Consider the following 11,921-nt stretch of genomic DNA (forward strand, 5'->3'; position numbering starts at 1 on the left):
TCTATCGATGACCCTGCCGGCCCGGAGTGAATCGGCCCTGCGCCAGCGCCAGCGCAAGGGCGTGCTGCGGGTGAGGGTGGCCGCCGACTTCCGCCGGCTGGTGGCCGAGGCGGGGCTGGCGGAGGCCTACGACGCCACCGACGTGGTGGTGGCTGCCAATGCCGAATTCACCGACCAGGGCAGCCTGCACCTCAACATCGGCCCCAGCGATCCCCCGATCCGCTTACGGGACGCCCAGCTGGAGGCCCTCGGCGCCCAGAGCGGCGGCGGCGGCGGCGACCTGGTGCTGCCCATCGGGGGCGGGCTCGGGGAAGCCCGGCGGCAGGGGGGAGCCCACCTGCTCGACCGGCTCCTCCGCGGCGGCAGCGTGACCCTCACCGCCAGCGGGGAGGTCACCGCCCTGCACCCCCGCCGGGACCTGCAGACCCAGCTGGATCTGGAGCGGATCGGCTCCGGCCGGCTGCTGCTGCACCGGGGGATCACCGAGAACGGCCTGGTGGCCGTGAGCAGCACCGAAGGGGTGCTGCGCACTCCCTGGGGGCCCGTGCTGGGGCCGTTCGGCAATGCCCTGCACAGCTGCGGCGGCGCCGGCAGCATCGGCCTGACCATGCCGGGGCTGGCCCTGCTGGGACCGGGCTCGCCGGTGCTGGTGGCGGGGGCCATCGGCTGGGTGGTGGGCAGCGGCAGCGGCCACCAGCCCGGCGTGCCCCGCTCCGCCGGCGGCCAGGCCCTCAGCCCCGGGGCGGTGGCGGCGGTGAGCGTGGATCTGCACGGCCTGCGGCCCGAATGGCTGCGGCCCTGCTTCTTCGAGGGCCACGGCGCCGCCCTGCTGGTGGGCCTGGCGGCTCCGATCCCCCTGATCAACGAAGCGGTGGCCCGCCAGGCCGCCTGCGGTGACGAGGACCTGGAGGCGCCGGTGCTGGATGTCTCCATTCCGCGCCGTCTGCGGCCACGGCTTGGATCGGTCAGCTACGCCCGGCTCAGGTCCGGCCGGATCCAGGTGGAGGGGCGCCGCGTCACCGCCGCTCCTGCCCACAGCCCGCGGCTGGCGGAGGCGATCGGCGCCGAGCTGGTCACCTGGCTGCTGGAGGACCGCTTTCCGCTGCGCCTGCCGGTCCGGCCCCTTTCCGGCCGCCCTGGGCTGATCCCCATCGACAGCTGAACTCCCTTCACAGCTCCGGGGCGGCGGGGGAAAACGGCCGTAAGCTCCGCCGTGTGCTTCCGGCGCCTGCCATGGCCGAGACCCCTTTCAGCCCCGAGCCTCAGGAGAACGGACCTTCGGCGCAGCCGTGGGGGATGGAGCCGGCCGTGACCACACCGGACGTCGCGATCCATCAGCCGGAGCCCCTGGCCCACGAGGCGGAGCATGCGGCCCCCGAGCCCGAAGCGGAACCGGAACCGGCCCAGGAACCGATCCTGGCCGGTTTCGAGCCGCTGGCCGAGGCCGACAGCGAGATCCCGTCGCCCGCCCCGGAGCCGGAGCCGGCACCGGTCAGCGAGCCGGAACCCGGCATCACCGCCACCCTGGAGGTCCCGCCCCTGGAGGGCTCCGCCGAGCCGGGCGGCGAAGGTGGCGGCGAGTTTGATCTGCTGCTGCAGAAGATCAGGGAATGGCTCGGCAGTGGCGAACTGCAGGCCCAGTGGCAACGGTTCCGCGGCCCCCTCAAGGGGCTGGCGATCCTGATCGGGGTGGTGCTGCTGCTGCGGGTCTACGCCTCCCTGATCGGCACCCTCGACAGTCTGCCCCTGGTGGGTGGCCTGCTGGAGCTGGTGGGCCTGATCGCCTCGGTCCGGTTCACCGCCACCCGGCTGGTGCGCAAGAGCGACCGGGATCAGGTCTTCGCCGACTGGAGCCGCCGTTGGAACGATTTCCGGGGCCAGGGGTGAGCCTGCGCCCACTCCCGGGCCGGGGCCGTCGCGGACCGGTTGATAGTTTGTGCCCACTGTGTCCGTCCAACGGTGAACATTCAGCTCGGTCGCTCCCGGACCGTACGCCGCGCCTACGGCATCGATGAGATCGCTCTGGTCCCGGGCGGTCGCACCGTCGATCCCGAGGTGACCGACAGCAGCTGGAGCCTGGGGGGGATCCAGCGGGAAATCCCGATCATCGCCAGCGCCATGGACGGGGTGGTGGATGTGGGCATGTGCATCGAGCTCACCCGTCTGGGGGCACTCGGGGTGCTCAACCTCGAAGGCGTCCAGTGCCGCTACGACGATCCCGAACCGGTGCTCGAAAAGATCGCCTCGGTGGGCCGTGAGGAGTTCGTGGGCCTGATGCAGGAGCTCTACAGCCAGCCGGTCCGCGAGGACCTGGTGCGGCAGCGGATCAGCGAGATCAAGGCCGGCGGCGGCATCGCCGCCGTGAGCGCCACCCCGGCGGCCGCCCTGCGCTTCGGGGCGGCGGTGGCCGAATCGGGCGCCGACCTGTTCTTCGTTCAGGCCACGGTGGTCTCCACCGAGCACATCGGCCCCGAAGGCCGCCAGACCCTCGACCTGGCCGCCCTCTGCCGCGACCTCGGGGTCCCGGTGGTGATCGGCAACTGCGTCACCTACGACGTCACCCTGCAGCTGATGCGGGCGGGGGCCGCCGGGGTGATGGTGGGCATCGGCCCCGGAGCCGCCTGCACCTCCCGGGGGGTGCTCGGCGTCGGCATTCCCCAGGCCACGGCCGTGGCCGACTGCGCCGCCGCCCGGGATGACTACGAGCGGGAGAGTGGCCGCTACGTGCCGGTGGTGGCCGACGGCGGCATCGTCACCGGCGGCGACATCTGCAAGTGCCTGGCCTGCGGGGCCGATGCGGTGATGATCGGCTCCCCCATCGCCCGGGCCGCCGAAGCCCCCGGCCGCGGTTTCCACTGGGGGATGGCCACCCCCAGCCCCGTGCTGCCCCGGGGCACCCGCATCAAGGTGGGCACCACCGGCAGCCTCGAGAAGATCCTGCGCGGCCCGGCCGGCCTCGACGACGGCACCCAGAACCTGCTGGGCTGCATCCGCACTTCCATGGGCACCCTCGGGGCCCGCACCCTCAAGGAGATGCGTGAGGTGGAGGTGGTGGTGGCACCGTCCCTTCTCACCGAGGGCAAGGTGTACCAGAAGGCCCAGCAGCTGGGCATGGGCAAGTAGGTCGTCCCAGGTCTGGACGCCACGGCCTCAAGGCGAGATGGGGGCTAACCTCTGGATGTGGGGGCTCCGGCTCGCACACTCCTCACACCCCCCGGCCCGGCGTGTCCGGGCTTTTTGTCTTCTGCCGCCGCCTGCCGACGGCCCTGGCTTCCGCTACGGCCTGCAACGCTGGCCCCATTCCCGGGAAGGGCGGCCGAACCCGGTTGCTAGATTCACTACATCCCGAGTCTGCAAGGAATGTCCAGCGCCGCTGCCGTCACCGACGCCTCCTTCGAGCAAGACGTGCTCAAGAGTGATGTGCCCGTGCTGGTTGATTTCTGGGCACCCTGGTGCGGCCCCTGCCGCATGGTGGCGCCGATCGTCGATGAGATCGCCAAGGAATACGAGGGAAAGATCCGCGTCTACAAGCTGAACACCGACGAGAATCCCAACGTCGCCAGCCAGTACGGCATCCGCAGCATTCCCACCCTGATGCTCTTCAAGGGTGGCCAGAAGGTCGACACCGTGGTGGGTGCCGTTCCCAAGAACACCCTCTCGGGCACCATCTCCAAGTACCTCTGACCCAGCTCCGCTGACGCCGCCCCTCTCCCCGAATCCCCCGCCGGCGGCGGGCATCAGCCCCCTTCAGGCCCTCGCCGAAGCCCTCCGCGGCCATCCCCAGCGCCGCCAGATCGAGCGTGCCGTGGTGTCCCTGCTGCAGGTGGCGCGCCAGGAGAAGGAGGAGGAGGAGTGGCGCCTGATCGCCGGCTGTCTGGCCGACATCAGCGAGGCCCTCGAGGTGTTCCGCCCCAGGCGCAGTGCCCGCAAGATCAGCGTCTTCGGCTCCGCCCGCACCCGCCGCGACGATCCCTGCTACCTGCTGGCCGAAGAGGTCGCCCGCCAGGCGGTGCAGGCCGGCTTTGAGGTGATGACGGGGGCCGGGGCGGGCGTGATGGAGGGCGCCAACAGTGGCGCCGGGTGCGATCACAGCATCGGTCTCAACGTGGATCTGCCCTTCGAGCAGCATCCCAATCCCTACGTGAGTGCCTGCGACGGGCGCCTCCTCTACTTCCGCTACTTCTTCACCCGCAAGCTGTTCTTCCTGATGGAGAGCGATGCGCTCGTGGTGATGCCCGGGGGATTCGGCACCCTCGATGAACTGTTCGAGTGCCTCACCCTCATCCAGACCGGTCGCACCTCCCCCATTCCCCTGGTGCTGCTCTCCCCGGAGGGCGACGATTTCTGGAAGGTCTGGAAACGCAACGTGCATCAGGAACTCGCCACCCGGGGCCTGATCTCCCCGGAGGACGTGGATCTGATGGTGGAAGCCACCACCGCTGAGGCGGCGGTGGCCCATATCTGCCGGTTCTACCGGGTGTTCCACAGCGCCCAGCTGGGGCAGGACCGCATCGAGCTGCTGCTCAACGCCGAGGTGCCCCGTGACCTGCTGCCGGAGCTGAACCGACGCTTCGCCGATCTGCTGGAGGAGGGCGCCATCCAGACCGGCGAGGGGGTCGACGACAACGGTCTGCTGCGGCCCTGCCTGTGGCTGCGCTTCGACAAACGCCGCGTCGGTCGGCTTTATCAGTTCATCGATCACCTCAACGCCCTCGACCTGCCGGCCTCTCCGGCCCTGGAACATCCGGCCGAGCGGGTCCCGAGCGTCAGCCAGCCATGACCCGCATCGGCCTGATCGACTACGGCATGGGCAACCTGCATTCGGTGCAGCGCACCTTCGGGCGGCTCGGTGCCGAGCTGGTGAGCGTCCACGGCCCGGCGGATCTGGAGGCCTGCGAGGCCCTGGTGCTGCCGGGCGTCGGTGCCTTCGATCCCGCCATGGAGCGGCTGCGATCGGCCGGGCTGGAGCCGGCCCTGCGTCGCTCCTGCGCCAGCGGCCGCCCGCTGCTGGGCATCTGCCTGGGGCTTCAGTTGCTGTTCGAGGCCAGCGAGGAAGGCAAAACGGATGGCCTGGGTGTGCTGGCCGGGCGCGTCCGCTCCCTGCCGCGGCTGGCGGGCCACCCCCTGCCCCACATGGGCTGGGCCCCTCTGATTCCGGCCACCGCCAGCCCGCTGCTGCCGGCCGCCACCCCGGAGGCCTGGGTCTACTTCGTGCACTCCTTCGCCGCCGAGCCGGCCGAGGCCACGGCCAGCACGGCCCTTGTCGACTACGGCGGCACCCCGGTGACGGCGGCGGTCTGGCAGGGGACCATCGCCGCCTGCCAGTTCCACCCGGAGAAGTCCGGCCCCGTGGGCGAAGCGATGCTGCGGCGCTGGATCGACTGGGTCGGCTCCCTGTGACGCTGCGGCTGAGCGGCGGGCGCCGGCTGCAGAGTCCCCCCGGCAGCACGGCCCGACCCACCGCCTCGCGGGTGCGGCTGGCGGTGATGAACCTGCTGGCCGCCCGGGTCCCCGGCAGCCGCTGGCTGGATCTCTGCTGCGGCAGCGGCGTGATGGCCTGCGAGGCCCTGCAGCGGGGCGCCTCCGAGGTGGTGGCCGTGGAGCGGGATCGCCGCATCGCCGCCGTGGCCCGGGCCAATCTGGAGCTGGTGCGGCGCGACCTTCCACCGTCGCCGGAGGCTTCCCCCCGCTGCCGCGTGGACGGCGACGAGGTGCTGCGCTGGCTGGCGCGCCGCGGCGAGGCCCCCTTCGATCTGATCTACGCCGATCCGCCCTACGCCGCCGGCCTGTACGGGCCGATCGCCGCGGCGGTGCTCAGCGGCGGCTGGCTGGTTCCCGGAGGCATTCTGGTGTGGGAGTGCGCCAGTGACGCCGTGCCGGAACTGCCGCCGGGATGGCAGGGCCGTGATCAACGCCGCTACGGCGGAACCACGGTGGTGCTGCTGGAGGCGCCCGCCGCCGCAGGCCAGGTCGAGCTCACCGCTGCCTGTGGGGACTAGCGGGCCGCCCTGCCGTGGGGCGGTGTTGCGGGTCGATGGGTGGCCTTCGAGGGATGATCCCCATCCCGAACGGAAGGAGGGTTCCGGACCCCGCCGCCCTGTCCGGGGCAGCCGGACTGGCTAGGGTGTGTTCAAACGAACGCTCAGCCCCCCAGGGCGCTTCCCCGGCGGTACTGATTCCAGGCCGCCACGAACAGACCCACGAGCGTCACGGGGATCAGTCCAAGCACGATGCCGCAGAGGAGGGGTTCGATCATGGAGGGGCCGTCAGTTCTGGCGATGCACAATTCTTCCACGACCACCGCCGGCATCGCGAGCCCAACTCCAGCACTGTGATCAGTCCGTCCTCCACCACCCCGGCCGCCGCGACGCCCTCTGCCCCCATCGGGGGTGAACAGGTTCCCGCCCAGCGCCGCAGCCTGGTGGCGGCCCTGGCGACGCTGGCGGCGGTGGCCTGCATCCTGCTGCTGGCGGTGGTGGTGCTGCCGGCGGCCCGCAGCGATCCCTACACCCGCCAGACCCTGGAGCTCACCGGCTCGGCCACCGACGGGGGCCGCCTTTTCCGGCTGAACTGTGCCGGCTGCCACGGGCTGGCCGCCCAGGGACTGGTGGGACCCGATCTGCACGGCGTCGATCGGCGCAAGAACGATCGCCAGCTGATCCAGCAGGTGGTCAGCGGCCGGACCCCGCCGATGCCCAGCTTCCAGCCCGAACCCCAGGCCATGGCCGATCTGCTGGCCTTCCTGCACTCCCTGCCTTGATCCCCAAGCTGGTCCTGGTGGAACCGGCCGGCCCCCTGAACGTGGGCAGCGTGGCCCGGCTCTGCCGCAACTACGGCATCGAGGATCTCCGCCTGGTGGCTCCGCGCTGCGATCCCCTCGGCGAGGAGGCCCGACTCATGGCCGTCAAGGGGCTGCCCCTGCTGCAGCGGGCGACCGTCTTTCCCACCCTGGCCGCCGCCCTGGCCGACTGCGGGCGGGTGGTGGCCGCCTCCGGCCGACCGGAGGGCGAGCCCCTGCCCCTGGAGGACCCGGAGGACGCCCTGGCCTGGCTGCTGGCGGGCGAGCAGCGGGCCCTGCCGTCGGCCCTGGTGTTCGGCCGGGAGGACCGGGGGCTGAGCAACGACGAGTTGCTGCAGGCGGGCCGGCTGCTGCAGATTCCCACCCCCACCGCCCACGGCTCCCTCAACCTCTCCCACGCCGTGGCGGTGGTGCTGCACGACCTGCACCGCCTCGGGCGCCGGGGCCCGGCGCGGGTGCCCCCGCCTTCCCCGCCCGCTGCCGCCGGGGAAGGCCCCTGCCCCCGGGGGGTGCTGGAGGCCATGCTCGACGACGCCCGGGAGCTGCTGCTGGAGGTCGGCTTCCTGCTGCCCCACACGGCCGCCGCCCGGATGGCCAAGCTGCGGGCCCTGCTGCAGCGCGGTCAGGTCAGTGGCCCGGAGGTGGCCCTCCTGCGGGGCATGGTGTGCCAGTTGCGCTGGGCGAGCCGTCGCCCTTTCCCTTCTGCCCAGGACCACTAGCGTCGGACATCGCCCCAACGTCCTGCTTCCGTGAGCGCTGGCCGTCCAACCCGTCCCCGCAGCAACCCCTGGCTCCGCCCGGTGGGGCTGGTGCTGCGGCTGATCGTGCTCGGGGTGGGTCTGGGGGTGATCGTCGGCACCGCCCTCAAGCTGATGGCGCCGCGTCTGGTCCAGGGGGCGCTCGGTACGCCGGCACCGGCGACACCGGTGGCGACGAAACCCGGCAGCGGCCCCATGGCCCTGGGACGGTTCGAACCGCGCCAGGAACTCGTCGGCCTCAGCCAGCAGTGGGCCCGGCTGGCGGCGGCCCAGAAGGGTCTGACCGCCAGTGCCTTCCTGCTGGTGCTGGATGACGGCCGCTACGCCGAGCTGCAGCCGGATCTGCCCCTGTCGGCGGCCAGTTCGATCAAGGTGCCGATCCTCCTGGCGGGCCTGGAGGATCTCGACCGCGGCAAGCTGCGCTGGAACGAGCCCATGCCGCTCACCAAGGAGGTGGTGGGCGGCGGCGCCGGCTGGATGGCCAGCAAGCCCCTGGGAACCCGCTTCCCCTTCTTCGAGGCGGCCACCGAGATGATCCGGGTGAGCGACAACACCGCCACCAACCTGCTGATCCGCCGCCTCGGCGGCAAGACCGAGCTCAACGGCCGCTTCCGCAGCCTCGGCCTGACGGCCACGGTGGTCAACAACTGGCTCCCGGACCTGGACGGCACCAACACCACCAGCTCCCGTGATCTGGCCCGCTCCATCGCCCTGGTGGACACCGGCGACAAGCTCACGCCCCGGGCCCGTGACCTGTTCCGCGAGATCATGGGCACCTCCCGCACCAACACCCTGATCCCGCTCGGGTTGCTGATGGGCCTGGGCAAGGACTCCTCCGATCCCGACAGCGAGCTGCTGCCGGAGGGCATCACCGTTTACAACAAGACCGGCGACATCGGCATCGCCTACTCCGACACCGCCCTGATCCAGATGCCCAACGGCCAGCGGGCCGTCCTGGCCGTGATGGTGAAGGGTCCGTTCAACGATCCCCGCTCCGCCGAGCTGATCCGGTCGATGGCCGGGGCCGTCACCAAAACCCTCGTCAAACGCTGATGAACGCCCCCATCCGCGCCCTGGCGCTGCCCGCCCTCGCTCTGGCCGCCCTGGGCGGCCCGCTGCTGGCCCAGCCGCAACCCGCCCCAACGCCGCCGGTGCTGCGCCCGGGGACGGTGGCCCCCCTGCCGGGCCGGCTGGACGCCGTGCCGATGGTGAACGACAACAACCCCGAGGTGATCAAGGGTCCCGGCATCCTGCTGTCCACCTTCGATGGCCAGCGGGGTTACGCCGGGCGGCCCCTGGGCGTGCCATCAGCGCACCTGAACGCGGCCGTCAGCGGCCCCTTCGAGCTGTTCAGCCATCACATCTACGCCGGCACCCCCGAAAGCCTCGACTCCACCCTCTGGCTGGCGGTGGTGGCGGCCCCGCGGGGCAGCGGCCCGGTGAAGCTGCGGACCGTGGCCGGCTCCACCGCCCTGTCCCAGTCGGTGGACCCCGACCAGCCCTCGGCCCCCTTCCTGCCCCTGCCGGCCCTGATGGAGCAGGGCAGCACGCCGATCTGGGCCGGCCCCGGCAGCCGGGTGGCCACCGAGCTGCTGGCCCGGCAGCGCAGCCCCCTGGTGCCGGAGGGCTGGACGCTGCCAGCGGGGCAGCTCAGCACCCTGATGGTGCTGCCGCTGCCGGTGCGCGGCCTCGATCCGCTGCTCAACGGCCTCAACCTGCAGCTGCGCCTCCACAGCGACGGTCCGGTGGATGTGGCCACCCTGGCCGCCTTCGGCCCCGTGGATCGCCCGCCGGATCCGGCCGTCTGGCAGCGCCTGCTGCAGGGCGGCCTCAGCCCGAAGGAGCACAGCCCCAGCCCCCGTGGGGCCAGCGGTCCGATGATCTATTCCCGCGTCAGCGGGGTGCAGGAGGGCAGCGCCTGGGTGGGGCGGATCACCGATCCGGGCCGGCCGACCCTGTCGGTGAGCCGGGCACCGATCTCCTGGCCGATCGCGTCCCTGGAGCGGGGCACCCTGGGCACCGGCCAGGTGCAGACGGCCCCCCTGCGCGCCTTCTACCCGGGCACCGCCTGGGCGGCCCACGGCAACTACGGCGTCACCTACGACCTCAGCCTGCCGCTGCGCAACGACACCCCCCGGCCGGTGCAGCTGGCCCTGGCCCTGGAATCGCCCATCAAGACCGACCAGCCCCTGGGCGGCCTGCGCTTCAACACAACCCCGGCGCGGGCGGTGATGTTCCGGGGCACCGTGGAGGTCAGCGGCCTCGACAACGCCGCCGGCGGGCCGGGGGGACGGCGGCGGTTCCACCTGGTGCTGCGGGCCGGCCAGGAGGGCCCGCCCCTGGGCACGGTCAGCCTGCGCCCCGGCCAGGAACGGCAGCTGCGGGTGCGGCTCATCTACCCGGCCGATGCCACCCCGCCCCAGGTGCTGTCACTGATTCCGGTGGTGAAGCCGGTGGCCCCTGGGACTGCTCCGGGGGCGGCCCCAGGGGCGGCTGTGAAACAATCCGGGGCTCCGCCCGCAAGCCGTCCGTGACGCCAACCAGGAAGCGCAGGGTCTTCCCCTTCACCGCCATCGTCGGCCAGGAGGAGATGAAGCTGGCGCTGCTGCTCAACGTGATCGATCCCCGCATCGGCGGGGTGATGATCATGGGCGACCGGGGCACGGGCAAATCGACCACCATCCGGGCCCTGGCCGATCTGCTGCCGGCGATCGACGTGGTGGCCGGGGACCCCTACAACAGCTCGCCCAGCGACCCCGACCTGCAGAGCAGCGAGGTGCGCCAGCGGGCCGAGCGGGGCGAACAGCTGCCGGTAGAGGCCCGCCAGGTGCCGATGGTCGACCTGCCGCTGGGGGCCACCGAAGACCGCCTCTGCGGCACCATCGACATCGAGAAGGCCCTCAGCGAGGGCGTGCGCGCCTTCGAGCCGGGGCTGCTGGCCAAGGCCAACCGCGGCCTGCTCTACGTGGATGAGGTGAACCTGCTCGACGACCACCTGGTGGACGTGCTGCTGGATTCGGCCGCCTCGGGCTGGAACACGGTGGAGCGGGAGGGGGTGTCGGTGCGGCACCCGGCCCGTTTCGTGCTGATCGGCTCCGGCAACCCGGAGGAGGGTGAGCTGCGGCCCCAGCTGCTGGATCGCTTCGGCATGAGCGTGGAGGTGCGCACCGTGCGCGACCCGGAGCTGCGGGTGCAGGTGGTGGATCAGCGCACCAGCTTCGATGCCGACCCCGACAGCTTCAGCGACCGGCTGCAGAGCACCCAGGAGGCCCTGCAGGCCCGGGTGGTGGAGGCCCAGGAGCGGCTGCCCCAGGTGGCCATCGACGATGAGCTGCGCATCCGCATCTCGGCGGTCTGCGGCGAGCTGGACGTGGACGGCCTGCGGGGCGACATCGTCACCAACCGGGCCGCCCGGGCCCTGGCCGCCTTCGAGGGCCATCTCGAGGTGAGCGACGACGACGTGGCCCGGGTGGTGGCCTGCTGCCTGCGCCACCGGCTGCGCAAGGACCCCCTCGAGCAGATCGACTCCGGCGAGCGGGTGGTGAAGACGTTCTGCAAGGTGTTCGACCGCCCCGCCGGCGACCCCTCCGCCTTCCAGCTGGCCCTGGCGGGGTGAGGGACGTGGCGTGAGGCAAGCGATGTGAGGATCCTTGGCATCGATCCCGGGCTGGCGCGCGTCGGCTACGGGGTCATCGATGTGCAAGGTCGCTCCGCCGCGGGAGGCGGCCATCAGCGCCTGCTCGACTGCGGCATGATCCGCACCGAACCCGGCCGCAGCGACGGGGATCGGATGGTGGAAATCGCCCGCGATCTGCGGGTGATCGTGCGCCGCTGGCGACCCCAGCTGGCGGCGGTGGAGAAATTCTTCTTCTACCGCTCCAGCACCACCATCGCGGTGGTGCAGGCCCGGGGGGTGGTGATGATGACCCTGGCCCGCTTCGCCGTTCCGGTGGTGGAGTTCCCGCCGATGCAGATCAAGCTGGCCCTGGCCGGCTCCGGCCACGCTGAGAAGGACGAGGTGCTGGCGGCGGTGATGCGGGAGCTGAATCTGGAACATCCCCCCCGCCCCGACGACGCCGCCGATGCCCTGGCGGTGGCGTTGACCGGCTGGTTTCAGCGGTGAGGCCGCCCGCCGGCGACGGGAGCACCAAGGAGGAGCTGCGGCGCCTGTTCCGCCGCCGGCGGCGGCAGTGCCTGGCCGGGGCCGTCCCGGGGATCCTGGCGACGGCCGAGCGGCACCTGGGAGCCCTGCTGGCCCGGCGGAGGGGCCGCCTGGGGCTCTACTGGCCCCTGGGCAGCGAACCCGACCTGCGGCCCCTGGCCCCGGCCTGGGCCGGCCGGCTGGCCCTGCCGGCGGTGGCGGG

The 11,921-nt window shown here is 72.1% G+C and carries 14 protein-coding genes and 1 pseudogene; 14 read left to right on the forward strand and 1 reads right to left on the reverse strand.

The window, feature by feature from the left end; genetic code table 11:
* The first annotated feature begins 7 nt into the window (after positions 1-7).
* The 7 genes from KBY81_RS07075 to rsmD all read left to right on the forward strand — a co-directional run bounded on the left by KBY81_RS07075 (position 8) and on the right by rsmD (position 5,999).
* Positions 8-1,162 (forward strand): homocysteine biosynthesis protein, encoded by a 1,155-nt coding sequence (locus KBY81_RS07075; protein ID WP_254976067.1) that lies wholly within the window; start codon positions 8-10, stop codon positions 1,160-1,162.
* 71 nt (positions 1,163-1,233) lie between these two features.
* Positions 1,234-1,887 carry a CAAD domain-containing protein gene (locus tag KBY81_RS07080; protein ID WP_181280047.1) on the forward strand — a complete coding sequence of 218 codons (654 nt, stop codon included), beginning with the start codon at positions 1,234-1,236 and terminating at the stop codon, positions 1,885-1,887.
* A 72-nt stretch (positions 1,888-1,959) separates the two neighbouring features.
* A complete protein-coding gene (locus KBY81_RS07085) occupies positions 1,960-3,123 on the forward strand; it encodes a GuaB3 family IMP dehydrogenase-related protein (RefSeq protein WP_106220471.1) in 1,164 nt (387 codons plus the stop codon).
* 237 nt (positions 3,124-3,360) lie between these two features.
* A complete protein-coding gene (trxA, locus tag KBY81_RS07090; RefSeq protein ID WP_015110798.1) occupies positions 3,361-3,684 on the forward strand; it encodes a thioredoxin in 324 nt (107 codons plus the stop codon).
* 121 nt (positions 3,685-3,805) lie between these two features.
* Positions 3,806-4,780, forward strand: a complete 975-nt coding sequence (locus KBY81_RS07095) for an LOG family protein (RefSeq protein ID WP_219904064.1) — start codon at positions 3,806-3,808, stop codon at positions 4,778-4,780.
* Positions 4,777-5,400: an imidazole glycerol phosphate synthase subunit HisH gene (gene hisH, locus KBY81_RS07100; protein ID WP_106220470.1), complete on the forward strand. Its 624-nt coding sequence runs from the start codon at positions 4,777-4,779 to the stop codon at positions 5,398-5,400. Before KBY81_RS07095 ends, hisH begins: the two co-directional genes overlap by 4 nt.
* Entirely contained in the window at positions 5,397-5,999 is a 603-nt protein-coding gene (gene rsmD, locus KBY81_RS07105; RefSeq protein WP_254976068.1) for a 16S rRNA (guanine(966)-N(2))-methyltransferase RsmD, read from the forward strand. The genes hisH and rsmD overlap by 4 nt, the downstream gene beginning before the upstream one ends.
* A 143-nt stretch (positions 6,000-6,142) precedes the next feature.
* On the opposite strand, the gene petG is transcribed toward rsmD, so the two are convergent.
* The gene (gene petG, locus KBY81_RS07110) at positions 6,143-6,256 is read right to left on the reverse strand and encodes a cytochrome b6-f complex subunit V (protein WP_015110794.1); all 114 of its coding nucleotides are present in this window, start codon (positions 6,254-6,256) and stop codon (positions 6,143-6,145) included.
* Positions 6,257-6,331: 75 nt separating this feature from the next.
* Here petG and KBY81_RS07115 point away from each other — a divergent pair, with 75 nt between their 5' ends.
* The 7 genes and pseudogenes from KBY81_RS07115 to KBY81_RS07145 form a co-directional block, all read left to right on the forward strand.
* Positions 6,332-6,760 (forward strand): cytochrome c, encoded by a 429-nt coding sequence (locus KBY81_RS07115; RefSeq protein ID WP_254970523.1) that lies wholly within the window; start codon positions 6,332-6,334, stop codon positions 6,758-6,760.
* On the forward strand, positions 6,757-7,518 hold the full coding sequence (locus tag KBY81_RS07120) for an RNA methyltransferase (RefSeq protein WP_106220468.1): 762 nt from the start codon (positions 6,757-6,759) through the stop codon (positions 7,516-7,518). Before KBY81_RS07115 ends, KBY81_RS07120 begins: the two co-directional genes overlap by 4 nt.
* Positions 7,519-7,548: 30 nt before the next feature.
* Entirely contained in the window at positions 7,549-8,610 is a 1,062-nt protein-coding gene (locus KBY81_RS07125) for a serine hydrolase (protein ID WP_254976069.1), read from the forward strand.
* Positions 8,610-10,091, forward strand: coding sequence for a DUF3370 domain-containing protein (locus KBY81_RS07130; protein ID WP_254976070.1), 1,482 nt, complete (start codon positions 8,610-8,612; stop codon positions 10,089-10,091). The genes KBY81_RS07125 and KBY81_RS07130 overlap by 1 nt, the downstream gene beginning before the upstream one ends.
* Positions 10,088-11,173: a magnesium chelatase ATPase subunit I gene (gene bchI, locus KBY81_RS07135; RefSeq protein ID WP_106220465.1), complete on the forward strand. Its 1,086-nt coding sequence runs from the start codon at positions 10,088-10,090 to the stop codon at positions 11,171-11,173. Before KBY81_RS07130 ends, bchI begins: the two co-directional genes overlap by 4 nt.
* A gap of 24 nt (positions 11,174-11,197) precedes the next feature.
* Positions 11,198-11,680, forward strand: coding sequence for a crossover junction endodeoxyribonuclease RuvC (gene ruvC, locus KBY81_RS07140; RefSeq protein WP_254976071.1), 483 nt, complete (start codon positions 11,198-11,200; stop codon positions 11,678-11,680).
* Positions 11,677-11,921 (forward strand): annotated as a pseudogene (locus KBY81_RS07145) (5-formyltetrahydrofolate cyclo-ligase); the annotation flags it as partial. The gene ruvC and the pseudogene KBY81_RS07145, both read left to right, overlap by 4 nt.

Source organism: Cyanobium sp. Lug-B (assembly GCF_024345635.1).
Lineage (GTDB): Bacteria > Cyanobacteriota > Cyanobacteriia > PCC-6307 > Cyanobiaceae > Cyanobium > Cyanobium minutissimum.

Bases quoted from the DNA above. Each gene is read 5' to 3' on its own strand.
- trxA (WP_015110798.1), top strand. From the start codon at position 3,361: ATGTCCAGCGCCGCTGCCGTCACCGACGCCTCCTTCGAGCAAGACGTG.
- KBY81_RS07130 (WP_254976070.1), top strand. From the start codon at position 8,610: ATGAACGCCCCCATCCGCGCCCTGGCGCTGCCCGCCCTCGCTCTGGCC.
- KBY81_RS07080 (WP_181280047.1), top strand. From the start codon at position 1,234: ATGGCCGAGACCCCTTTCAGCCCCGAGCCTCAGGAGAACGGACCTTCG.
- petG (WP_015110794.1), bottom strand. From the start codon at position 6,256: ATGATCGAACCCCTCCTCTGCGGCATCGTGCTTGGACTGATCCCCGTG.
- KBY81_RS07075 (WP_254976067.1), top strand. From the start codon at position 8: ATGACCCTGCCGGCCCGGAGTGAATCGGCCCTGCGCCAGCGCCAGCGC.
- hisH (WP_106220470.1), top strand. From the start codon at position 4,777: ATGACCCGCATCGGCCTGATCGACTACGGCATGGGCAACCTGCATTCG.